Raw genomic sequence first — 22962 nt, 5'->3', positions numbered from 1 at the left:
CTCACCTTCTAAGTATTACAGAAACAATACGGTCAATATGGTCCACCGTGTTGCATTCCAGCACCTTAGTACAGAACGGTGCAAAACGGTGCATCTCTGAATCTCCTGAGCCCCAAAGAGAGGGAATTTCCGGGTTCAACCATATAAGTCTGTGGCATTTTTCGTATATGGCACGGAGATTTTCGGGATGAGGATCAGTATAGTTGTTCCTAGCATCCCCGAGAACGAGAACTGTTGTTCGGTGATTTACCGCATCCAAATAATGCCTGCAGAACTCACCGAATGCCCTCTCGTAATCTGTTCGCCCCATTATGAGGGGGATGTCGATCACATTCTGGATCCTTTCTATAGCCTCGGCTACGGAATACCTCTCAAAAAGCTCAGTGACCTCTACAAGATTCGTACAAAAGACAAACGACCTTATCCGTACAATCTCTTTGCTCAATCCATAGAGAAAAAGAAGTAGAAAACGAACGTACCTTATAACAGAACGACTAACATCACATATAGTCACCACATCCGGACGATCTATTTTCCGCTTTTTCCACATAGGAACAAAAAGAAACCCCTGATACGTCACATTTTTCCTCAGTGTTCTTTTGAAGTCTAGGACACCCCGGCGAGCCCGTTTGCGGCGACGGGAGTAAAGATCATTCAGTCGCTTCACTATCCGCTGGATTAGGAACTGCATTTTTTCATAATCTTTCTCCTCCACAGCTGAAAGACTTACTCGCCGCAATCTCAACTCCTCACCTTTTCTAAACTCTTCCAAATCCCAGGATGACTCAAAGCGCCGCCTCACATAATCCCGCACACCCTTCACGAACTGGTCGCGCAAATCCTGCAGTATAGCTGCTAGTTCAAGAGCCGATGTGTCTCCCTGCTCACACAGCTCCCGTATCTGTGCATCAAGTTCAGAAATACCCATCCTGTTCAATATCCTCCAGGTAAACAGGTTAAGCTGAATACTTGAACGCATACCCGATATGTTTTCCTGATCGGCTGCGGCACCGAGGGCACTGAAAAGTCCTGCCACATCGCCGGTGATGAGTGCCCATGTAAGTGGAACATCACCTTTAATCCTCTCTCTAAACAACTTAGCTGACCTTTCTTTTCTGACTGAATTGCTCAACGGGATAGCCCTAAGGGAAAAAAAGCGATCGAAACACTCCGCAAGTTGAGCCTTCTCAGAAAATGTCTTTGCGAGGGAAACGAGGAGAGCATCCCGCAAGGTATCCCTATCTCCAAACCCTACGAGTTCGACAGCTTTCACGGCATCTATGGCTTCAGAAGTGGAAATGGAAACACCCACCTTTCGCGCTACAGAGAAAAAATCACGTAACATCGCATCTACCATACCCATTTCTCCCGCTTTAACCTTTAACCCCGAGGAAAGAAAGCATCATCATACCGTAACCCAAGGCCACCCCAACATTGAGTGTTCTGCCCAACCAACCCCGGGTGTACAAATCTCTCTGTGTTATCCCATAGATAAAACCATTTCCCAGAAGAGTCAACTTCACGAACAGAACTTTGGTAAAAGACTCCCATAACATGCGTACCCCCGATCCGGTTAATTTAAACAACAATCAAATCGTCCCGGTGGGAAACATTTACTACAGATAGCGTAGGATGGAGATTTAACAGTTTTTCTTCTCCCTCCCTTCAACCAGCGAACACAGGGCGCCACCATCTTTTTTTCAAAGGGCGTACGAATCTTCTCCGTAAAGGCGAAAATCTCAACAAGGATATCAATATCAGATTCCTCAAACGAATCCCTAAACGCCTATGCGGAAAATCGTAGAAGTTATATTTACGGGAGTACTCATGATCAGCCATAAATACGAAACGCAAAGGACCATATATCCCATCGCGGAGTACCTTTATCCCACCAATACCCAAAAAGGCTTAAGTTCGATGAAACGCTTAAACTGCGCAGGAATGAAAAAGATGACAAATAACGGCAATTCGCATAAGATCCCATCACTTTTCTTCAAATATCCCTCTCAGAATCATCAAGTTGATCTCTTCGCTTCTTGAATGCTCATAAAAACTCAACCCATCAGGTTCACCGCATATGTCAATGCCAAGGAACTTTTCTTTGGGGAAACTCTTTATGATCTCAATAATGTCAGCTGGGGAAAGATCTCCCTGATCCCAGTTTGTGTCTACATATGCTTTGCTCAGTATATCTTTGTCGATACTCACATAAAGGGGCATATCACCCACCAACTTCTTTATCTCTTCGGAAACGAAGGAACAACCAGTTATTTTATCCCCTATAGCACCCCTTATCCTATCGTTGGCAAAAAACACCCTCTCAAGTTTTAAAAGCTCTGCTGCCTCCCTTACCCACGAACCACAGCTTATGTAACCATTAAAGGTTTTCTTCATATCCAGATGGTTGTCGAGAATGAGCAGGACAAAGGGGGTCCCCAACCTTTTTAGAAAGAGATAAGTCACGTAGTGGTAATCACCCTTACCTATAAAGGTCACACATCTACCAAAATCGGGAAGGCGTTTCTCTATCCTCGCCAGATTCTCCCACGAACAAAGATACCTCGTTTCCTGAATATCTCTCAGATCGATCTCTTCCCCCCACCGCCTTATTTTCCGATCGTAAAGACAATACACCTCATCGAAGTGCAAGACAACAACTTTAATGAACTCACCCATAATCATAAACAAACATTAACTGACATAACGGTGAAAACGAGAAAATAGAGCTAGATAACATACCTAACATGCGCATAATAATTATACAGCTCCCAGTCTCATCTGTATACAAAGTATCCACCATGAACCACAAGAACAAAACGCAATCTAAAAAAACACTGCAAATCCTCCATCTCAGAATGGTAAAAACCTGGCACATTTTTTGTTCAAAATAACCTCAAAAAGGGAGAATAAGAACCATGAAGAAGAAACTTGCCTTTTTAGTTATTGCCATCCTAGCGTTAACTGCAATGTATACACCGGCGGAATCCAGGCATGGCTGGTGGGGATGTCCTTCGGGGCCTGCTGACATCACTACTATAAGGGACCTAAACCTTACGTCGGAACAGGCAGCTAAGCTTTCCTCTTTGAGGGAAGCGTATCTTCGGGAAACAAAACCCATCCGTGACAAGCTGTTCAGCAAGAATGGTGAACTACGCATCCTGTGGTTGCAGCAACCACCCGATCAGGAGAAAATCATCTCTCTACAGAGAGAGATAGATGCACTAAGAAGCCAATTACGGGAAAAACACACCGTATATAGACTGGAAATCCAAAAAATTCTAACGCCCGAACAGCAAGCAAAACTTAAACTGATCCAGGTAGAAAGAGGACCCAGAAGGGGCATGCACTGCCGTCACTGATATTTACATTCAGTCAAAGTGGAACCTTCCCTCACGGAACAATTTAACACATGCATCCACAACACGAGGATCATACAATGACCCTGAATGGGTCATTATATGCAAAAGGGCCTCTTCGATGCCAAGCGCCGGTCTATAGGAGCGGTGGGAAACCATGGCTTCCACTACATCAGCTACAGCGAGGATTCTGGCCTCTATCAGTATCTCTTCGCCTTTAATCCCATTTGGATAGCCGGAACCGTCGATTCGTTCGTGATGTTCAAGGATAATGCGTGCGATGGGCCAGGGAAAGTCTATGTTCTTCAGTATGTCCCACCCCACCCCTGGATGGGTCTTTATTAACTGAAACTCTATCTCTGTAAGTGTCGATGGTTTGCTCAAAATCTCTGACGGAACAGAGATCTTGCCGATATCGTGGACAAGCCCCGCCAAGTAGATACCATCTACCATATCACGAGGAAAATCCATTGACTCGGCAATAGCCTGGGCCAATTTAGCAACCCTCCGCTGATGCCCAAAGGTATAAGGGTCCCTTTTTTCAACCGCACTGGCCATCGCATTGACAAACGCAATGAGCACGTCCCTTGTCCTTTTGATGGTAGCCTTTCGCTCGTTTTCCCACTCTTTCCGCTCTGTAATGTCCGTGGCAACGTGGATAACCTTTTCTATCTCACCCCGGTCATCGAACACAGGTGTACAGTTAACGATGAAGTAACCTACCTTCCATTCCACCTCACCCTGGGCGTTATCCCTCCCACCATTCGACAGCAGTTCTCTCATCGGACAGTTAAGAGGAGGAGAGGAGTTGGAGATCCCTCCAGAATAAAACACTTTGTAACAGTATTGACCGACGAGTTCTTCCTTCTCAAGTCCCGTTATCATAGTGACCACTCTATTCGCATCGAGGATCCTGTAGTTAGTATCCAGAATCATTGTTGGATAACCTATAGCTTTGAAGATGGTTTCCAGATCCCTATACGCCTTTCTCAATAACTCTTCATCCTCCTTAAGCTTTCGTTTATGCTCCGCCTCCCTCAGGGACCTTTCAACAACAGGTGCCAGACGAGTAAGTCTATCTTTCAACACAAAATCCCACGCCCCTGCCTTCAGGGCATCCACTGCAGTTTCCTCTCCTATTACGCCTGAAACAAGTATAAAAGGTATATCCAGCCCCTTTTCTTTTAAAATCTGAAGAGCTTTTATACCGTTAAATCTGGGCAAACTATAATCGCAAATAACTATATCCCACACACCTTCTTGAAGAGCTTTGCGAAACTCCTCCTCTTGGTCAACCACCTTAGAGATACAATTATATCCTTCCCTCTTTAAGGTCCAAAGCATAAGAGTGGCATCGTCTTCACTATCATCTACAATAAGCAGCCTGAGTGTTTTATTCATCATAAAACCGGACACGTCTTGTTACAAAAAAGCCAGTAATGTCCAATCTGTTTCACCACACCCAAAAATTGTTCAAACTCTACAGGTTTACAAACATAACTGTTTGCCCCTAAACGATAGCTCCTTTCAATATCACTCTCGTCACAGGATGAAGAAAAAACTACCACTGGTAGCAACCTTGTCTCTTCATCAGAGCGGATTTCCCTGAGCACCTCAAAACCATCAACTTTTGGTATTTTCAGATCAAGCATGACAAAAGATAGAGACTTCACTCGTGCTTTATTATTACCGAAGATATACTTTAATGCTGTTTCACCGTCCTGTGCCACAAACAACATGCTAGTGTGGACGTTAATCCCCCTTAAAGCCTTTACTATCAATTCAACATCGTCAAATTTATCCTCAACCAAAAGCACTTTTCTATCACTCATACCTCCTATGTCCCCCCTAAAGTAAAGTAAAAAGTGGCACCCTCCCCAGGTACAGATTCAAACCACACCTTTCCTCCGTGGCGCTCTATTATGCGCTTTACCATCACCAACCCGATTCCCGTGCCTGGAAATCTCTCGGAGGAATGAAGACGCTGGAAGGGAGTAAAAAGTTTAGACGCGTACCTCATATCGAAACCTACACCATTATCCTTCACAAAGAATGCTCTATTTCCATCCTTTGTCATCGTTTGCCCGACCTCAATATAGGCTTCCTCCTTTTCAACTGTAAACTTCCAGGAGTTATCAATCAAGTTGACGAGTGCGATAACTAGAAGTCGTCTATCCCCTCTCGTCCACATCCCCTCGTGTATAACCACTTCTACAGACTTCGCACGATCTTTCTCTCTTAACCTATCCACTATCTCTCTTGCCATTCTGCTCAAATCCACTTCTTCATAAATCAACTCTCCCCTACCAAGCCGGGACAAACGGAGTAGATCGTCTATTAGACGAGACATATGACTAACGGCTTTGCGGATCCTGATAAAGTAGCCCTTGACCTTTTCGTCTAACAAATCACCGTATTCTTCGGCTATTATTGCACAGAAACCATCTATGCTTCTCAGCGGCGCTCTTAAATCGTGAGAAACCGAGTAGGTAAATGCCTCCAGATCTTGAACAGCCGCTTCCAGTTCTAGCGTGCGTTTTTTTACTCGCTCTTCCAGCTCCGCATTAAGTCTGCGTAACTCTTCTTCTACCCTTTTTCGCTCCTCTATATCCCTCGCCACACCCAGGAAACCCACCACTCTCTTGCGCTCATTCCTCATTCCCCGCAATGCCACTTCAAACCAGCGAGGTTTTCCTTCCTTATCGAGGAGTTGTAGCTCCAGTGTGACAACTCTATCAGGATCCGCTTTCTTTGTCTTCTCCAGAGCTAGCTCCTGGGCAAGGGTGTCATAGATAATCCTCAGACTCTCCGGCGTTACCCTCTTCTCTATGGGAAGCTTCATCCTCTCCTCTGGTGTTTGTCCCAGCAATCTCTTTACAGAAGGGCTTTCGTAAGTTAAATTCAGATTCAAATCCAGGGTGAAAAGTACATCCGACATCTCTTCTGTAAAGTAGCGGTAACGTTCCTTCTCCTCTCTCAATCGCTGCTCCAGCAATTTCCTGTCCGTTATATCCAGGACAATTCCTTGATAGTGAGTTACATTACCCCGTTCATCACGGCGCACCCAGGTCCTGTCATCCACCCAGCGAACATCACCAGAAGCAGTGAGTATCCTATACTCCTGGGTATACTCCACACGTCCCTCTCGGGTATAACGATCAACCTCCTCCTCCACTCTGGGAAGATCCTCGGGATGGATGATCTTGTCATACAAAATCCTCCCCTCCGTGAAATCTTCCGGCGCATATCCAAAAAGACTGACGTTACGCGAAACATAATCCACTGGCCAACCGGGGGCGTTACGCCACAGAAACACCACAAGAGGAGACCTCTCGATGATGTACTCCATCTCCCTCAACTCTGCATCTAGTCTAACGCCCTCAGTTACATATTCAATGACGCTGATGTAATGGGTCATGCCACTAACTCTATCAAAAACAGGAGAAACATGTACGGCTACATCGAAGAGTTTTCCATCTTTCCTCATCATTTTTTGCGTCCATTCCAACTCTTCCCCTCCCCTCTTCACCTCCTCCATCATACGGAAAAACTCTGAAGCTTTACCCCCCGGAATATTGGGGATAGCTTTACCTAACACCTCCTCTGCCATCCAACCAAACATACGTTCCGCCTTTTTATTCCACAACACCACCCGATAGTCCTCGTCCACCACTACAATGGCCAGAGGAGAATAATCCAGTGCCGCCCTTGTCAATTCATCCCTCCACATAAATCCCCCCTATGCAATGCGAGACAAAAACCAAATGCCAAAACTTACAAGGACCACACCACACAATCTAATGACTAAAGTATGGACATGCCCACCCATTACCTTTCTGCCTCTAGTCACACCGAAGGAGACGAAGGCATACCACGCATAATCGGCTGCTATATGACCCGTAAAAAAAGCTACTATCCCCGAAATACCATACTTAAGGGCTACTGTCAGATATCCAACACCTACGGTCACCCACCACAGTGTCCAGTATGGATTTGATATACTTGCCAGCATTCCCGTAAGCAATGGGTGATTCCCATATCCTGTAACTTTCACCTCCCCATTTCTAAGAGAAAAACCCACAGTTTTTCTAATGAGATCATATCCCATTACAACGAGGACAACACCTCCGATAAACGAAACCGACTTTATGAATAAGGGGGTGCTTAAAATAGGTCCAAGTCCAGTCAGTAGGGCAATGACAAGTGCAAGCTCCAAAACACCGTGACCCGTAATCATAAGTGGTCCCGCTCTAAAACCAGTACGCAAAGTTTCCGATACCACCACAGCAAAGAGAGGCCCGGGAACAACAGCTCCAGTTAAAGCCAAAACAAATGACCCACCCATCAGAGCGAATAGGTCTAACACAGCTATCCCTTCTTAGTAAGGCCCTCTTTCTCCATCCAGAGAGCGAGCTTTTTTAATCCTTCTTCAATGGAAATGAGAGGCTTGTAGTTCAAGTCTCGTTGCGCAGCACTTATATCAAACCAGTGAGAGGTTGAAAGTTCCTCAGCTAAAAACCTCGTAATGAATGGTTCTCCCTCGATACGGAAAACACGAAAGAACCCTTCCACCACCAAACCAAGAAGAACACCTACTTTCTGCGATACACCTCTTCTGACCGGCGGTATCCCTGCCAGCTCCAGAATTCTGTTTACAAACTGCCAGAGATTCACAGGTTCCCCGTTTGTGATAAAATACGCTCTTCCTCGAACTCGAGGATTCTCATCGAGGGCACGAGCTGCAAGGAGATGGGCATAAGCGGCATTATCGACGTACGTGGTATCCACAACGTTCCTCCCATCGCCAATGCGGACGATCCTACGCTTAAGGGCTCGGGCAATAATCCTCGGTATTATCTGGGTATCTCCCGGTCCCCAAACAAGATGGGGCCTAAGCGCAATAGTCTTTAAATCTTGATCATTTGCCCTCAGAACCATCTGTTCCGCTTCGGCCTTTGTTGCTGTGTAGAAAGAACGGTGCCGATCAGGGTAGGGAACAGTTTCGTCAACCCCTTCTAAATCCTCATCACCGAAAACCACGCTGGCCGAACTGGTGTACACAAGTCGACTAACCCCCACCGATCGGCAGGCTTCAATAACGTTTTTCGTTCCTATTACATTGGGAAGGTAAAAGGACATATAATCCCCCCACACACCTGCACGGGCGGCACAGTGGAAAACCACATCGCAACCCTCACAGGCGTTTTTAACAGCCTCAATATCCACCAGATCACCCCGAAGCACTGTAACACCCTTCTTTCTCAACTCAGGATAATCACCCCGGGCAAAACTTCGCACTTTAAAACCTTCGGCAAGCAAACATTCCACTATGGCATTGCCCAAGAATCCGCCTCCTCCAGTAACAAGAACTTCCATTTCCTGAATCCCTTCAACAATAAAGTTTTTTACAAACCCAACTGTTTCGCCGCCCAAATGGCAAGTTTTTCTCTGAAGATTTTGGCGTTGTGTCTGATATCCACAGGAAATGAGTGATGGTAAAGGACCGTTTCTATAGATTCTGTGCGTGCATCACTCTTAGCAAGCTCTAAAAGCTCCGCTGTAAGCTCATCTTTGTGCAAACCTCTGTCACCTCTGTGTAGTTCTACGATAATAACAGGCCTCTTTCGACCTTCAGGACCTACACCAACCAGGGCACTCCTGCGGACACGGGGATGACGATTAAAAATCGCCTCACACGGGATGGTAAACAGTGTACCCTTCTCAGTAACAACGCGGTGGGACTTCCGTCCGCAGAACCATAGCTGCCCCCTGTCATCGAGGTATCCCACATCACCCATGCGATGCCAGATGGATACTCCGTCGTAATCTTTCATCTTGGCTTTCAGGGTTGCCTCCGGATTTCTAAAATACTCCTTCGTTACCACCGGTCCTTTCACACAGATTTCACCAATTTCATAACTAGGAAGCTCCCGCGCATTGGCAATGCTATCCAGTGGTTCTTCGGTTATTTCTATGATCTTTACCTGCATCCCCTTGAGTGGTTTCCCCACACATATCCCCCCGCCTGATTCAGAAATCGTCCTCGTTTCCTCAAGAATCTCTCTACTGTGAATATCCGATACAGGTAACACCTCCGTTGCCCCATAGGGGGTATGTATCAGGGCATCATCGGGCAGCAGGGAGTGTAAATCCTCGAGAAGAGCGGGCCTAACAGGGGCACCAGCGGTAATTATGCGCCGGAGTCTCGGTAACCTCAAACCTCTTTCCCTTCCATATCGGGCAAGATTCTCGAGGAGCGCAGGAGATGCATACATGGTAGTACAGCCGTGTCTCTCTATGGTTTGAGCAATAACTGCGGGATCAGCCTTCGCAGGCCTCGTAGGATCCATATCAGGAATCACTGCCGTCATGCCCAACACGGTATCAAAAAGGGCAAACAGCGGAAACGCAGCGAGATCCACATCATCCTCTCCGTACCCAAAATGATCATTCAAAAAATGAACCTGAGCATCGAACATCCCATGCTCGTAAACCACCCCTTTTGGAGGACCTGTACTTCCCGTGGTGAAGAATATAGCGGCCATATCGTTGGGGGAGGAGAAGGAGGGTTTATAAGACCGCCAAGGCTCACTCAGAAGTCCTGCCAAAGTATATCCGCCCCAAAGGTGGGGGCGACCGACGGTTACTTTCACCTTCACGCTCTTGAACTTTTTTGGATAAAGCAAACGTAGAAGATGCGCAAGGGGCACGCCAATAAAGGCCCCCGCTTCTACTTTTGCAAGATTTTCTACCAGTCTCTGTTTGCCCATACCGGGATCGATCATCACAGGTATGGCTCCTACTCGGAAGAGGGCAAAGGTTATTGAGAAGAAGGGGAGTGAAGGCCTTACCATTACAATTGTGCGAACCCCTTTGGTTATACCAATTCTCTCGAAGGCATAGGCAAGACGATCAGTTTCCTCCTCTAGTTCCTGGAATGTGAATGAACTACCGTCAGGGCAGATAACGGCTTTTTTGCAAGCCAATTTCCTCGCCGTTTCTGTCAAGTGTTCACTTATATTCGACGTTCTAACAGGTACTTCTGCCACTTTCGCTGTACCTCACAATGGAAAGCGGTTTAAAAAATCCTCGATCAGGTTCCCCACCTCATGGGGCTTATCTTCCAGAATGTAATGACCCGCATCGGGAAACACATGAACTTCCGCACGGGGGAAACGTCTTCTCCATTCTGCAAGAATTGCATCATCAAAAACAAAATCCTTACCACCCCAGCAGATCAACATAGGAACATCCCGGAAGAGCTGGAGATGTTCATCCGTCCACCGGGCAAGTCTGTAACTCCGGTCTTTCTCCGTTACAGGGATATCCTGAACGAATCGCAAAATAGCAATGCGATTATGCCAGGAGTTGTAAGGGGCTATAAGAGCTCTACGCACCTCCCTTGTCATACTTCCCTCAACTCCCATATACGTAGCTAAATATGCAAAGGCATTTAGTCCTCGTATCAGCAATGCCGGCACAAGGGGAAAGTACTTTACAAAACCAAGCTGCCACGGGAGTTTTTTCCCAGGGGGTATGAGAAAAGCTCCTGTGTTCAAAACCACAATCCTACCTATACGCTCCGGCTGCATACATGCCCAGGCCATACCAATCATCCCCCCCCAATCGTGTAACACCAAAGTAATACGGGTATCCAGATTCAGATACTCTATCAAGGCCCCTAAATTGGCCACATGTCCCTCGAGGGTATAGACAAAATCATTCTCCGAGGGTCGAGAGGAAAGACCACATCCCATATGATCCGGTGCAATGACCCGGTACCCTGGGGAGAATCTCACTATAAGTGCCCGGAAAAAGAACGACCAGGTAGGATTTCCATGCAACATAATAAGCGGTTCACCTTCACCCTCGTCCACGTAATGTATTCTGTGCTTCCCCACTGAAAACCAGTTAAGCTTGAAAGGATAAAGGTTCCGGTGGGCAGAAATGTCGAAGGGAAGCCTATTTTCGCTCATCGAGCACTTGTATTTCTGTAAAAAGCCAGAAAAACTGTTATGCCTGCACCCACTGATACAAAAATTACGTTTACCGCTGCTTTAAATCTCCCATCCTTTCGCGCGGTATCCAGAGCAAATAAGATACCTGCAGTATGAATATAACCGTATTGGGTAGTCACGTCAACAACCCTATTTTCCGTTCCCGTTCGTTTTGCGAAAGAAGAGAGAAACCCCAGCGGCATCTGCGATGGTACAATTAGATGAATATCATCAAGTTCCAGGAAAATTTCTGACAGGAATATCTCCAGAGAACAAACAGCGCAATCCACACACGCATCTATGAACTTATTATCTTCCTTTACCATCAACCAGTTTTCTTTCCTTTGCTCCTGCCACTCCATGCGACCGTAGCGCACATCTAGGAAATCGGGATATGTGAATGCCCGGAAGGAAAGAAAACCCTCATTTTCCCTTCCCCTTCCAAGAAGCACTGCCCCTGCTGAAGGAACCCCGTTGTANCCCACGCTTCTCCCGGGGATAGGCTCGGCATCCCCCGCCACAACCAAACCGTAATCGATCTCCCCACTTTCCAGAAAACCATCCACAACCATAATGGCATTCAATACACCTGAACCACCGTTTGAGAGATCAAAGGAAAAGGTCCCCTTTTTGTCTCCCAACTCAATATTCGCCTTTATGCTCCTCTGGATGAAAGCGGCAATAGCCGGCTCTCCAATATGCTCATCCCGGTACAAACCGGCATTTATAAGTAAACCAATACGCTCCGGATCCACATTGGCCCTCTTCAAGCACATACGAGCCGCTTTAGCCTCCAAATCTATGGAACCTCGGCTAAACAATCCACCTCTCTTAACACCCACCTCAACTATTTTAGCTGCCATAACGATACACCAAATCATCCATAGTAAAAATGATCACACCAATAACAAGACCCGAAGCCAAAGCAATCAGCGCCAAACGATCACCTTCCTGAAATGCCCTCTCCTTTAAAAACCTGTAAAGTGCGAGAAAATGGGTTGTGGAGGACGTATTTCCAAATTCTTCGAGATTCACGATTACGTTACGAGGAGGCATCCCAAAGTAATGGGCAAGATGTTTACGTCCCGAACTAATGGCTCGGATGGAGGTCTGATGTGGTATTATATGATCGATGTCCCCTAAGGAAATCCCTGCATCTTTCAGTGCCCTTTCTAAAATAACCGGCATATCCCTTATCGCCACCTGGTGTATTTTGCGGGCATCTGTGAACATCACCGCTCCGGGACTTTTCCTGCTTGCTTTCCCTATACAGAGATCGCACCACTGTGCCAGGGTTACAAAGTTGGAAATGAATAGAGAAGATTTCCCCGGTTGTGAACGTTCTAGTATAACCGCCGCTCCACAATCACCCACCGTAAGAGAAGCAAGCTGTTTGCTCATAATAGTCTTCACTTTGGGCAATGCATTCTCACTCAGTGTCGTTATGTACTCCCCCGAAACAACCATACCTCTCTCAATCACACCCCGGCGGATAAAATTGTCCATAATCATCACACCCGTTAACATTCCTGCACATGCATTGGTAATATCAAAGTGTATCGCCCTTTTAGCACCAATTGCTTCCCTTATGTAAAGGGAAAGGGGGGGCTCATAAATATAGTTAGGGCCATCTTTAAATCGGGAGATTGAGCAACTTATAAGCATATCCATATCCGAAGGTGCATAGTTAGAATACTTGAAACACTCCAGAGCAGCCTGTACCGAAAGGGTGTAAGAATCTTCACCCTTAGAGCAAACCCTTCTCTCCCTAATCCCTGTTAGGCTCTCGAGATCGATCTTCCCCCACATGCTCACTCTGTCCATGAGTTCTTTGGTAGAAAGGCGACTTTCTGGAACATAGGCACCTATACTCTCAAACCGGCTTGCAAACTTAAATGCCATTGGTTGCACTCACATCTTTACTACCTCACTTTTTGCAAGCTACAACTAACCCCCTAAACAGTCAAGTTTAATCCACAAAAATTTTTTATTTGTTTGACATAATCCCTCCAAAAAACTAAAGTTACCCAAAAAATAAGGGGGGTTAATGATGCTAAACACGATGAAAAAGACAATCCTCATGGGGGCGGGACTTGCCGTTTTGACAACGGAAAAGATCAAGGAGTTGGTCGATGAGCTTGTAAAAAGAGGGGAACTCTCAGAGAAAGAAGCTAAAGAGACCTTAGAGGAACTAAGGGAAAAATCCCGCCAGGCAAAGCAAGAATGGGAAGCTAAAATTGAAAACACCATAAAGAAAATAATGGCAAAAGCTAATATTCCCACCCGCAAGGAGATTGAGGAACTGAAAGAAAGACTAACAAAGCTCGAAGAAAAAATAAAAGTCGCAGACTGATGCAACTCAGCAAGCTCAGTCTCATCACGCACACCTATAAAAATGTCGGCAGGTATAGGAATATTCTTGCCGTCTTGGTCAAGTACGGCTACGCCGGCATAGTTGATCGTTTAAATCTAGGACGTTACATAAACTTTAGAAAGCGCATGATCTCACCCACACACGAAGAAGGAATAGAAATCGTAACCGGTTACGAGAGACTGCGCATGGCATTTGAGGAACTAGGACCTACTTTTGTCAAAATGGGACAGATCCTCTCCACTCGACCGGACCTCATCCCCATTGATCTGGCTCATGAACTATCGAAACTTCAGGACGAAGTACCACCTTTTCCCTTTGAAGATGCAAGGACAATCATTGAAGAAGAACTCCAACGCCCCATGGAAGATGTATTTTCTGAATTTGAAGAAAGACCCATCGCAGCAGCTTCTATCGGTCAGGTCCACAAAGCGAAACTCGTAAGTGGCGAAGAGGTAGCGGTCAAAGTTCAAAGGCCAGGAATCAGAAAAGTCATAGCCGAGGATCTAGCCATACTTTACCACCTAGCTTTACTCCTGGAAAGATACATAGAGGAATTGCAGCTATACCGCCCAACACTCATCGTAGATGAATTTGCCCGCACCATCCGTAAAGAGATCAACTTCTATGTTGAAGCTTCATACGCGGATCGTTTTGCAAGACAGTTCCAAGGCAATTCAGCAATATACGTTCCACATGTATTTCGACACCTCAGTACAGACCGTCTTTTGACAATGGAATTCATAGAGGGCATCAAGGTATCAGATATAGACCGACTTGAACAGGCGGGATATGACCGAAAAATAATCGCATCTCGTGGCACGGACATAATCCTTGAACAGATATTTATCCACGGGTTCTTTCACGCTGACCCTCATCCGGGAAACGTCTTCATTCTTCCGGATAACGTAATCTGCCTCTTAGATTACGGGATGATGGGCCAACTTGACGAGCATTACAAAGACCTCTTTTCTGACATCATAATTGGCTATGCTCGACGAGATGTTGAACTTATAACGGAAGCTGTACTCGGAATCGTTGAATGGAACGAGGAACCCAATCGCCGGTATTTAGAAAGAGATCTAATGACCTTTCTGGACCTGCATCTCTATAAACCACTAAAGGAGCTCCGTATAGGAGAAATCATGCACGATATGGCAGATATAATCTCTAGACACCAGCTCCGTATACCCCCTGATATCTATCTCATGATAAAAGCCCTTTCTCAAATGGAATCCATTGGTCTTGTCCTCGACCCCGATTTCGATATGGCGGAAAAGGTAAAACCTTTCTTAAAGAGAATTATCAAGGAGAAATATCATCCCCGCAAGGTCATGAGGGATCTATGGGATGAAACGGAATCCATCTTCCGTCACGTGAAAACACTCCCCTCGGAGATCCACGAAACGATCAAACACGTAAAACAGGGAAAACTCAAAATATCCTTCGAACACAGAGGTTTGGAAAAAACTACACTGGCCTTGAACAAAGCTTCCAATCGTATTGCCTTTGCCCTCATTATCTCGGCCCTAATAATAGGTTCCTCTCTTATAATCAATACTGGTGTAGGTCCCCACCTTCTCGGATACCCTCTTGTTGGTATTTTAGGTTTCGGTTTCGCGGGGATCCTAGGAATTGCGCTCCTAATATCCATTATTCGCTCAGGGATACTCTGAAGAAAAGAGGTAAAGTTTTCTTGCAAAAAGTGATTTCGTTGATGTAAAAGAGAAAAAAAGGAAAATTTTATGCCACCCAAACACTTTCAACATTTCATCCTCAATCCAAATTCCAGTCCACCTCAGGAGGTAAATCCATGCCTTTGTTAAGAAAATCCCTACTCATGGGTGCAGGATTGATTCTTTATACAGCGGAAAAGATGAAATCACTCGTGGATGAAATGATCAAACGAGGAGAGATAACGGAGAAAGAGGTAGAGGAAGCTCTAAAAAGCATCATAGAGACCTCCAGGAGAACGAAAGAAATAGTAAAGGAGAAGAAAGAAAAAATACTAACGGAAATTACCGCATATTGGTACTACAGCATCCCTGAGGATGATATAGAAGAAAAACTGGAACTTATCTTCCAAGAAGTCTTCAAAAAACTCAATATACCTCAAAAAGAAGAAGTGGAAGAGCTACGAGTGAGAATTGAAAAACTGGAGCAAAGGATAAAATAAAACTAAGGAGGGTCTTTCATGATAAAAAAAACAACAGTCTATTTAGCAAGTATAACGGTACTTATCTTTCTAGCATCATACATAGGGGCTCAGGAACCGACAGGACGCCAGGTAATGGAAAAACAGAAGGAAAGACACAAGGTAAAGTCTGAAATAGGGCTTGAAAGCATGCTTCTCGTTGATAAAAGCGGCCATAAGGAACTCCGCACAGTCAAAAGGTATGCCAAAGAGACAGGAAAGGATCTGCACAAATACCTTATAGTATTCTTAAGTCCCGGTGATATCCGTGGGACAGCTCTCCGCACATGGGAAAACAAGGACAGAGAAAACGATCAGTGGCTTTACATGCCTGCAAAAAAGAGCGAACAACGCATCGCTAAAGCGGGAAAGAAAAACTACTTCATGGGTACAGACTTCACATACGAAGATATGGAACCGGAAGATCTGGATAACTACAACTACAAAATCCTCCGTTCGGAGAAAATAAACCACGATGGAAAAAGTTACGATTGCTACGTAATTGAAGCTACACCTGCCACAGAACAAAAGAAAGCAGAAAGTGGCTACTCCAAACGCATAATGTGGATAGAAAAGGTGAATCTAATAACTTTAAAAACCGAGTTTTATGACCGTCGCGGTAATCTCCAGAAAACACAGACAAACCATGAGTATGTAAACGTTGCTGGAACCGTATGGCGACCTCAGAAAACAGTAATGGTTCACCACGAAAAGAACCACCAAACAATTACCGCTACAAAGGAACGCAAGATAAATGTACCGGTGGACGATTCTGTCTTCACGGAGAGGTTCATACTTTCGGGCAAACACCTCGACTGATTTAGAAAAAAGCAAAGGGGTTTCCAATGGGCAAATTTATGATTTGGTGCGCAAGGCACGCAAAGCTAGTGATAGCTATTATAGCGTCTATATCCATAGTAGCAGGCTATTTCGCATTACAGGTTCGTGTTGATTCCGGCACTGAAGGCATGATGATTGAGGGCGATCCTGCGAAAGAGTATCACCGTGATACAGTGGAAAAATTTGGAAGTGACAATGTAACGGTAGTTTTCATTAGAGACAAAAACCTTTTCACACCAGAAAAGTTAAAAGTCCTGGAAAACCTCCACTACGACCTAAAGGAATTACCAAATGTAGAGAGGTGTGAGAGTCTCTTTACAGTAACGAACTTCAAAGGAAGAAATGGGGAGTTGGAAACAAACCCCCTCATGGACATACCACCGTCCACTCTTGAGGAGGCAAAGCGAATCCAAGCTGACGCCCTGAGGAACCCTTTGCTTTTGGACAGTTTAATCTCACGGGATGGTAACATGACGGCCATAAACCTCTACGTGAACGTCGACAGATCAGATCCAGACTTTCATCCAAAATTCTCAAAGAAGGTTGATGAGATTCTCGGTAAATACGAGGGAAAATTTGATCGTATCTTTCAGTTTGGAAACTCTTTCAGCAGAAGAGCCATCGCTGAAAATATAATAAGCGACCAACTTCGAATAACACCACTTGCAGTTACGGTATTGATCGCTACCCTTATCATCGCATTGAGAAACTTAAGTGCTGGGCTCATGCCCATGCTGACGGCGGGAACGTCTGTGCTGTGGACCTTGGCCTTCATGGTCATTGTGGGAATTCCCCTCAACGTCCTCACAGTTATCGTACCTTCTATAACAATCGTCGTAGGTTCTACTGAAGATTTACACATGCTCTCTGAATTCATGGAAGGCATAGAAGAACACCGGGGGGATTCAAACAAAGCCGTTGAATCCATGGCCAACAAGCTGGGAATGGCGGTGCTTATGACGGCTTTGACCACATTCCTAGGATTTCTATCCATCATATACAACGACATAAAGATGCTTGTTCAGTTTGGTATTGTTTCATCCTTCGCTCTGTTCGTAAACCCTTTGATTACCTTCAGCTTGGGACCCGCTTACCTAAGACTTTTTGGACCGAAGAAGGTAAAACACCATGAGGAGAAAACGCACATAATTGATAAAGTGTTCCAGTGGATTGCCGAGAGGATCGTAGACCTCGTCAATAATCCTAAAAAAATCAAATACTCAGTAGCAGTCTTCGCCGCAGTTACCGTGATAGCTCTGGGCTCGATACTCTTCGTAAAAGTAAACAACGATTTCATAGCCTACTTCAAACCCCAATCAGACTTAAGAAAACGGAGCGATACGTTGCACAGAGAACTTGCTGGGGCTCAGACCTTTTTCATACGCATCTCCAGTGGGGTTCCAGACACATTCAAGCAATCGCAGTACCTTTCACAGGTAGCCGCTATACAACAGTACATGTCACAGAAAGGGTGGTTCGATAAAACCGAATCCCTTGCCGATCGTGTGGCTCTCATAAACAGGGAAATGAACGGAGGAGATCCAAACTATTTCAGTATCCCCTCCGACTCCAATTTAATAGCTCAATATCTGCTGTTCTTTCAAAGGGACGATTTATCCCGTTTCGTAACACCCGATTACAGCGAAGTTGTTATCATGGTGCGTCACAACATAAGTGCAAGTTACGAGATCAACAAAGTTCTTGAGGAACTTCGCGAATACATACGCAAAACGCTGAATCCCAATTTCAGATTTGAATTTACCGGGGAATACATATTGATCAACAAAGCTGCAGAAACGTTGGCCATTAACTCAGTGCAATCTTTAGCGTTACTTCTGTTTGTAGTTTTCCTCTGCATGTATATCCTTTTCTGGTCCGTAAAAGCTGGCCTAATTTCGCTCATACCCAATGTTTTTCCCATTATCGTGATCTTCGGTGTTATGGGGATTTTCGACATACCCCTGAACGTAGGCACAGCTATGGTCGCGTGCATTTCCATCGGCATTGCTGTGGACGACACCATGCACTTAATGAGTCGATACAACAGTGAGATGAGAAGACTGCAAAACAACATAGAAGCCATAAAAACTGTCTTAAAAAGTGAAATACGTCCCGTTGTCTCCACATCCATTGCCCTTGCCCTCGGTTTCGCCGTCTGTATGGCATCGAACTTTGTACCCGTCATTCAGTTCGGTCTACTGTCGGCAATAGTTATGGTCGTAGCACTACTCGCTGACCTTATCATAACTCCCATACTCCTAAAGACCACCCAACTCTTAACACTATGGGAGCTTTTTAGTTTGAAGTTACGAGAAGAGGTCATAAAACAGTCTCCCTTCTTCGAAGGACTCAAGGCGTGGCACCGTAAAAAGGTCTGTTTGTTGGGTAGAATGGGCGAAAAAAAGATAGGAGAACGCATTGTCGTCCAGGGCGAGTTTGGCAACAGCATGTTCCTCCTTCTGGATGGGGAAGCAGAGGTAATCGGCCGTGATGAAAAAACAGGTCAAACAGTTACTTTTGCTAAACTGAAACCCGGGGATATCTTCGGTGAAATAGCATTAGTAAAAGCTGGTCCCCGTTCCGCTGATGTGGTAGCCACAACCCCTGTTCAGTATTTGGAGATTGATTGGGAAGGACTGAAGAGAATTCAAAAGATATACCCGCATATTGGAGGAAGGCTTTTCTTGAACCTTTCGCGGATACTTGGTGAGAGATTGGTCCACACCAACGAGATGCTCCTTGGTCGCGTAGAAAGATAACAAAAGAAGGGAACGCAGATATGAGACTTGAATCGATAACCAAGAAAGCTGTGATAATAACTTTATCCACCGTTTTTATTCTATCACTGCCTGTATTGAACTTCGCCCAGCAGACAACTCAGGCGCCAAGCCAAGAGAACCTCCTCAAAGAAATGGAACTTCTCGAAAAAAGTGAAAAGGTGGAAAAGAAAGAAGGTACAGGTTTCGGTCACGATCTAATAAAGAACTTCCACGGTTCCATTCGATTAAGGGCATCGCAACACATGAAAGATCCCCCTGAAAGGGAAGGGGCCGATATGAGAAACACCTTCGGCAACATTCTCGGAAAATTCACAGATAAAGTAGGGAAAAACAATTGGGATTTAAACATCGGCATCTGGACTGAATTTGGTAATGAAAGAAACACGTACTCTGGTACACGATTTCACGAATGGTGGCAGGACACCGAACGTCGTCGGAGGTTTTTGGAGGTTCACGAGCTTTTTTTGAATATCACAGGGACAAACTACAACGCAATCATCGGAAAAAAAACGATCACCAACGGTATCTCCACGCTTTTCGTACCTGCAGACCGCATGAGACCCCAGGATTTAAACGACCCCATGGACCCGAAAGACCTGAACCTGTGGCAGGCAAGGGTTGATTACTATTTGGAAAACTTTACGCTCACTGGAGCATTTCTACCAGTTTATCAGGAAAACAAGGTGCCCAGTGAAACATCCCGCTGGATGGGTGAGCGTAGAAAAGGGGATCCAACAGAAGCGGATTTTTACGATGTGGGCAATCTAGGAATGGAGTCCGACAAACCAAAAATCTCGGATACCAACTTCGGCTATTTTTTCAGGGCGAAAACCACTTATAAAGGATGGGACCTCTTTTTCTCCTATTACCACGGCCCAAATCCCTACTATGTGATAAGGGAAGAGGAACGAGCCACAAGCGTTCCCGGAGTAACCAAAAAAGTGAGAATTAAAGAGGTGGTTAAAGTGGATGACTACGCCTGTGGTTTTTCCACTACCTATAAAAAGTGGGAATTTCATGGAGAAGCGGTTTTTAATTACGCCTATGACGGTAAAGATGACAATTACATCCATCACCTCCTCGGCGTCACATATACCATAGACGATTGGGCAAAAAACGTAGGACTTGAAAAAATTGACATCACAGTGGAGCATGCCTATGAAACTATAACAAAGAGGCAGAGTGCTGAAAATTACGTGTCAAGCTCAAAAAAATCACGCCTAGGCAGAAATGATGTCTTCAGCAGGATCAATTTCGAATACAGCGACCGCCTTACATTCCAATTCGGATACAATTTCACCTTAAGAAAAGGAGAATCGGGAAGGTTTCAAAAGTACCTCGCCAAGTACAAAATACGGGACGGAGTGATATCCAAACTGTCGCTGGAAATCTTCGGTGGTGAAAGTGAAAGTCTATATGGACGCTGGCGACGTAACGACAGGGCTGTTTTCGAATTAGAGTACAGCTTCTGATCCTCTACAGATGGTAACGTAAAGCCTCTCTGAGTGCCTCAACCATATCCCCGTGTATAAGACCATTTGTGGCAAGGATGTTGTCCAAACCTAGTTGGAAAGGACCCCCTTTTATATCAGTGACAACACCCCCTGCTTCAGTTACCAGCAAACACCCCGCAGCCATATCCCAGGGTTTTAATTTCAATTCCCAGAAGCCATCAAAACGCCCTGCAGCCACATAGGCTAAATCCAGAGCAGCTGAGCCTCCTCGCCGTATAGCTTGGGCTTTCCTTGCCATAATCACAAAGAAATTCAGATTATTATCCTTACTGTAGCGTATGTCATAAGGAAAACCGGTGGCGAGGAGACTTCTGGATAGGTTGTCTATAGATGAAACCTTTATTCGCTCACCGTTCATAAAAGCACCTTTCCCCTTTTCTGCAACGAAGAGCTCCTTCAGCATAGGATTGTACACCACCCCAAGTACAACTTCACCTTCAAACTCCAGGGCGATGGAAACACAGAAAACAGGGTAACCATGAGCGTAATTAGTCGTCCCATCGAGGGGATCTATAATCCAGCGATATACATTACCCCTTTCCAAACCTACTGATTCCTCAGTTATTAAATCATGGCTAGGATATGTACTTCTAATAGCCTCAAAAATCATAGCTTCCGACAAGCGGTCCGCTTCCGTAACTAGGTCAATCTCTCCCTTGAACTCCACAGAATGTTTCAGAGGGAATCTTTCCTTCAACATTTCTCCTGCATTAACAGCGACCTTCTCTGCAAATTCCCTAAGCTCTCTAAGATCCACAAAACCCTCCACGTGTTCCCTGTAAAAATTCCTTTCCCATTGAAGATGGTCTTGAAATCTGTTACGGTAGAACAAATTTTTAAGAGTTTTTAGACCCAAGGTCAAGAGCAATGATCGACAACATGAAGACAGAAGGAGTCTCCCCATTTGGACAACTTTTCGAGGGCAAAACGATAGACTTAAAAGCGGTGCGGGAGTCCAGGGGTCTTACCATCGAGGACATACATAAATCAACACGCATTGCGGTCCATATACTTCAAGCCATAGAAGAGTTAAAATTCGAAAAACTCCCTGAGTCTGTTTACTCAAAGGTCTTCATTAAGATGTATGCCAAAATACTGGATATAGATCCAAATCCACTGCTGAAAGCATACGAAGAGTTCCTTATTCAGAAGGCAAAAAAGAAAACAACCGTCATAAACGGTAGGAAAAAGGGGAAGATTCCTAAGATAATAACGGGTAAATTAAAATATCTACCAATAGCTGCGTTGATACTAATTATCCTCGGTCTTTTGCTCTATTCAACAAATCAACCAAAAAAAGAGTCGGAGCATAAAGAAACCATCCCCACGGAAGTCCATAAATCTGTTCCTGAATCCAAACACGAGATTACCCAAACAACGGAACAGGTGACCACACAAGCAGAGAGATCAACCCCGGCAAAACTACACAAACTTACAATCGAGGGTAAAGAATTGACATGGATAAGAATAAAAGAGGATGATAAAAAACCGGTGGAGATGTTTGTAAAAAGTGGCGATAGAATAGAACGATACGCAAGAGAGGCATTTTACCTCCATATTGGAAACGCTGCTGGAGTAAACGTATATATCAACGAGAAACCACTTTTAAATCTGGGTGGGAAAGGACAGGTTGTCCACATTAAGGTACCTTGAGGGGAATTTGTGTTTGACAAACTTTCTGGATAAATTTACTATCGAGAAAAAAGAGAAAGGAGATTAAAAGATGTTCGGTATAGGTGTACCAGAATTGTTGGTAATTCTGGTAATTGTCTTGATTATATTTGGTCCGGGAAAATTACCCGAGATTGGTTCCGCCCTTGGCCGGGGCATCAAAAACTTCAAGAAGGCAACGCGAGAACCAGACGAAGGGCTTAACGTCTCCTCCCCCAACAAAATTGAACCCAAGTGAT

The 22962-nt window shown here is 45.0% G+C and carries 22 protein-coding genes; 9 read left to right on the top strand and 13 right to left on the bottom strand.

The genetic code is table 11. The features are described 5' to 3' along the window. Nucleotide 1 precedes the first annotated feature (1 nt). From N2317_01840 to N2317_01830, 3 genes are all read right to left on the bottom strand, one after another. On the bottom strand, nt 2-1357 hold the full coding sequence (locus N2317_01840) for a VWA domain-containing protein (protein MCX7816239.1): 1356 nt from the start codon (nt 1355-1357) through the stop codon (nt 2-4). Between the two features lie 16 nt (nt 1358-1373). Next, complete coding sequence (locus N2317_01835; protein ID MCX7816238.1) at nt 1374-1556, bottom strand: hypothetical protein; 183 nt, start codon at nt 1554-1556, stop codon at nt 1374-1376. Between the two features lie 427 nt (nt 1557-1983). Beyond that, complete coding sequence (locus N2317_01830) at nt 1984-2676, bottom strand: hypothetical protein (GenBank protein MCX7816237.1); 693 nt, start codon at nt 2674-2676, stop codon at nt 1984-1986. Between the two features lie 239 nt (nt 2677-2915). Here N2317_01830 and N2317_01825 point away from each other — a divergent pair, with 239 nt between their 5' ends. Next, nucleotides 2916-3359, top strand: coding sequence for a Spy/CpxP family protein refolding chaperone (locus N2317_01825; protein MCX7816236.1), 444 nt, complete (start codon nt 2916-2918; stop codon nt 3357-3359). Between the two features lie 9 nt (nt 3360-3368). On the opposite strand, the gene N2317_01820 is transcribed toward N2317_01825, so the two are convergent. The 9 genes from N2317_01820 to N2317_01780 all read right to left on the bottom strand — a co-directional run bounded on the left by N2317_01820 (nt 3369) and on the right by N2317_01780 (nt 13255). Beyond that, nucleotides 3369-4760 (bottom strand): HD domain-containing protein, encoded by a 1392-nt coding sequence (locus N2317_01820; protein MCX7816235.1) that lies wholly within the window; start codon nt 4758-4760, stop codon nt 3369-3371. After that, nucleotides 4757-5188, bottom strand: coding sequence for a response regulator (locus tag N2317_01815; protein ID MCX7816234.1), 432 nt, complete (start codon nt 5186-5188; stop codon nt 4757-4759). The genes N2317_01820 and N2317_01815 overlap by 4 nt, the downstream gene beginning before the upstream one ends. A gap of 5 nt (nt 5189-5193) precedes the next feature. Further along, complete coding sequence (locus N2317_01810) at nt 5194-7086, bottom strand: PAS domain S-box protein (protein ID MCX7816233.1); 1893 nt, start codon at nt 7084-7086, stop codon at nt 5194-5196. Between the two features lie 9 nt (nt 7087-7095). Beyond that, nucleotides 7096-7722, bottom strand: a complete 627-nt coding sequence (locus N2317_01805) for a LysE family translocator (protein MCX7816232.1) — start codon at nt 7720-7722, stop codon at nt 7096-7098. Between the two features lie 2 nt (nt 7723-7724). Continuing rightward, nucleotides 7725-8732, bottom strand: a complete 1008-nt coding sequence (locus N2317_01800; GenBank protein MCX7816231.1) for an NAD-dependent epimerase/dehydratase family protein — start codon at nt 8730-8732, stop codon at nt 7725-7727. A 29-nt stretch (nt 8733-8761) separates the two neighbouring features. After that, nucleotides 8762-10405 (bottom strand): fatty acid CoA ligase family protein, encoded by a 1644-nt coding sequence (locus tag N2317_01795; GenBank protein MCX7816230.1) that lies wholly within the window; start codon nt 10403-10405, stop codon nt 8762-8764. A gap of 12 nt (nt 10406-10417) precedes the next feature. Beyond that, nucleotides 10418-11332: an alpha/beta fold hydrolase gene (locus N2317_01790; protein ID MCX7816229.1), complete on the bottom strand. Its 915-nt coding sequence runs from the start codon at nt 11330-11332 to the stop codon at nt 10418-10420. Then, nucleotides 11329-12216 (bottom strand): hypothetical protein, encoded by an 888-nt coding sequence (locus tag N2317_01785; protein ID MCX7816228.1) that lies wholly within the window; start codon nt 12214-12216, stop codon nt 11329-11331. The genes N2317_01790 and N2317_01785 overlap by 4 nt, the downstream gene beginning before the upstream one ends. Further along, nucleotides 12206-13255 carry a hypothetical protein gene (locus tag N2317_01780; GenBank protein ID MCX7816227.1) on the bottom strand — a complete coding sequence of 350 codons (1050 nt, stop codon included), beginning with the start codon at nt 13253-13255 and terminating at the stop codon, nt 12206-12208. The genes N2317_01785 and N2317_01780 overlap by 11 nt, the downstream gene beginning before the upstream one ends. A gap of 148 nt (nt 13256-13403) precedes the next feature. Here N2317_01780 and N2317_01775 point away from each other — a divergent pair, with 148 nt between their 5' ends. The 6 genes from N2317_01775 to N2317_01750 all read left to right on the top strand — a co-directional run bounded on the left by N2317_01775 (nt 13404) and on the right by N2317_01750 (nt 21010). Continuing rightward, nucleotides 13404-13706 (top strand): hypothetical protein, encoded by a 303-nt coding sequence (locus N2317_01775; GenBank protein MCX7816226.1) that lies wholly within the window; start codon nt 13404-13406, stop codon nt 13704-13706. Continuing rightward, the gene (locus tag N2317_01770) at nt 13706-15400 is read left to right on the top strand and encodes an AarF/ABC1/UbiB kinase family protein (protein ID MCX7816225.1); all 1695 of its coding nucleotides are present in this window, start codon (nt 13706-13708) and stop codon (nt 15398-15400) included. Before N2317_01775 ends, N2317_01770 begins: the two co-directional genes overlap by 1 nt. A 137-nt stretch (nt 15401-15537) precedes the next feature. Continuing rightward, nucleotides 15538-15900, top strand: coding sequence for a phasin family protein (locus N2317_01765; protein ID MCX7816224.1), 363 nt, complete (start codon nt 15538-15540; stop codon nt 15898-15900). Between the two features lie 18 nt (nt 15901-15918). Then, nucleotides 15919-16737, top strand: coding sequence for an outer membrane lipoprotein-sorting protein (locus N2317_01760; GenBank protein ID MCX7816223.1), 819 nt, complete (start codon nt 15919-15921; stop codon nt 16735-16737). A 26-nt stretch (nt 16738-16763) separates the two neighbouring features. Next, nucleotides 16764-19517 carry an efflux RND transporter permease subunit gene (locus tag N2317_01755; GenBank protein MCX7816222.1) on the top strand — a complete coding sequence of 918 codons (2754 nt, stop codon included), beginning with the start codon at nt 16764-16766 and terminating at the stop codon, nt 19515-19517. 20 nt (nt 19518-19537) lie between these two features. Beyond that, complete coding sequence (locus tag N2317_01750; protein MCX7816221.1) at nt 19538-21010, top strand: hypothetical protein; 1473 nt, start codon at nt 19538-19540, stop codon at nt 21008-21010. A 4-nt stretch (nt 21011-21014) separates the two neighbouring features. On the opposite strand, the gene N2317_01745 is transcribed toward N2317_01750, so the two are convergent. Beyond that, nucleotides 21015-21809 carry an inositol monophosphatase gene (locus N2317_01745; protein MCX7816220.1) on the bottom strand — a complete coding sequence of 265 codons (795 nt, stop codon included), beginning with the start codon at nt 21807-21809 and terminating at the stop codon, nt 21015-21017. Nucleotides 21810-21919: 110 nt separating this feature from the next. Between N2317_01745 and N2317_01740 the strand changes: the two genes are divergently transcribed. Both N2317_01740 and tatA read left to right on the top strand, forming a co-directional pair. Continuing rightward, nucleotides 21920-22705, top strand: coding sequence for a DUF4115 domain-containing protein (locus N2317_01740; GenBank protein MCX7816219.1), 786 nt, complete (start codon nt 21920-21922; stop codon nt 22703-22705). Nucleotides 22706-22775: 70 nt separating this feature from the next. After that, on the top strand, nt 22776-22961 hold the full coding sequence (gene tatA / locus N2317_01735) for a twin-arginine translocase TatA/TatE family subunit (GenBank protein ID MCX7816218.1): 186 nt from the start codon (nt 22776-22778) through the stop codon (nt 22959-22961). Nucleotide 22962: the final 1 nt, after the last annotated feature.

Source organism: Syntrophales bacterium, from assembly GCA_026417625.1.
Classification (GTDB): domain Bacteria; phylum Desulfobacterota; class Syntrophia; order Syntrophales; family UBA8958; genus JAOACW01.
The sequence above is the reverse complement of the archived record's forward strand: the minus strand, read 5'-3'. Positions and strand labels throughout refer to the sequence as shown.

What these genes read in the sequence shown, in the direction of transcription:
- N2317_01840 (MCX7816239.1), bottom strand. Translation starts at nt 1,357, where the DNA reads ATGGTAGATGCGATGTTACGTGATTTTTTCTCTGTAGCGCGAAAGGTG.
- N2317_01835 (MCX7816238.1), bottom strand. Translation starts at nt 1,556, where the DNA reads ATGTTATGGGAGTCTTTTACCAAAGTTCTGTTCGTGAAGTTGACTCTT.
- N2317_01830 (MCX7816237.1), bottom strand. Translation starts at nt 2,676, where the DNA reads ATGGGTGAGTTCATTAAAGTTGTTGTCTTGCACTTCGATGAGGTGTAT.
- N2317_01825 (MCX7816236.1), top strand. Translation starts at nt 2,916, where the DNA reads ATGAAGAAGAAACTTGCCTTTTTAGTTATTGCCATCCTAGCGTTAACT.
- N2317_01820 (MCX7816235.1), bottom strand. Translation starts at nt 4,760, where the DNA reads ATGATGAATAAAACACTCAGGCTGCTTATTGTAGATGATAGTGAAGAC.
- N2317_01815 (MCX7816234.1), bottom strand. Translation starts at nt 5,188, where the DNA reads ATGAGTGATAGAAAAGTGCTTTTGGTTGAGGATAAATTTGACGATGTT.
- N2317_01810 (MCX7816233.1), bottom strand. Translation starts at nt 7,086, where the DNA reads ATGTGGAGGGATGAATTGACAAGGGCGGCACTGGATTATTCTCCTCTG.
- N2317_01800 (MCX7816231.1), bottom strand. Translation starts at nt 8,732, where the DNA reads ATGGAAGTTCTTGTTACTGGAGGAGGCGGATTCTTGGGCAATGCCATA.
- N2317_01790 (MCX7816229.1), bottom strand. Translation starts at nt 11,332, where the DNA reads ATGAGCGAAAATAGGCTTCCCTTCGACATTTCTGCCCACCGGAACCTT.
- N2317_01780 (MCX7816227.1), bottom strand. Translation starts at nt 13,255, where the DNA reads ATGGCATTTAAGTTTGCAAGCCGGTTTGAGAGTATAGGTGCCTATGTT.
- N2317_01775 (MCX7816226.1), top strand. Translation starts at nt 13,404, where the DNA reads ATGCTAAACACGATGAAAAAGACAATCCTCATGGGGGCGGGACTTGCC.
- N2317_01770 (MCX7816225.1), top strand. Translation starts at nt 13,706, where the DNA reads ATGCAACTCAGCAAGCTCAGTCTCATCACGCACACCTATAAAAATGTC.
- N2317_01765 (MCX7816224.1), top strand. Translation starts at nt 15,538, where the DNA reads ATGCCTTTGTTAAGAAAATCCCTACTCATGGGTGCAGGATTGATTCTT.
- N2317_01760 (MCX7816223.1), top strand. Translation starts at nt 15,919, where the DNA reads ATGATAAAAAAAACAACAGTCTATTTAGCAAGTATAACGGTACTTATC.
- N2317_01755 (MCX7816222.1), top strand. Translation starts at nt 16,764, where the DNA reads ATGGGCAAATTTATGATTTGGTGCGCAAGGCACGCAAAGCTAGTGATA.
- N2317_01750 (MCX7816221.1), top strand. Translation starts at nt 19,538, where the DNA reads ATGAGACTTGAATCGATAACCAAGAAAGCTGTGATAATAACTTTATCC.
- N2317_01740 (MCX7816219.1), top strand. Translation starts at nt 21,920, where the DNA reads ATGATCGACAACATGAAGACAGAAGGAGTCTCCCCATTTGGACAACTT.
- tatA (MCX7816218.1), top strand. Translation starts at nt 22,776, where the DNA reads ATGTTCGGTATAGGTGTACCAGAATTGTTGGTAATTCTGGTAATTGTC.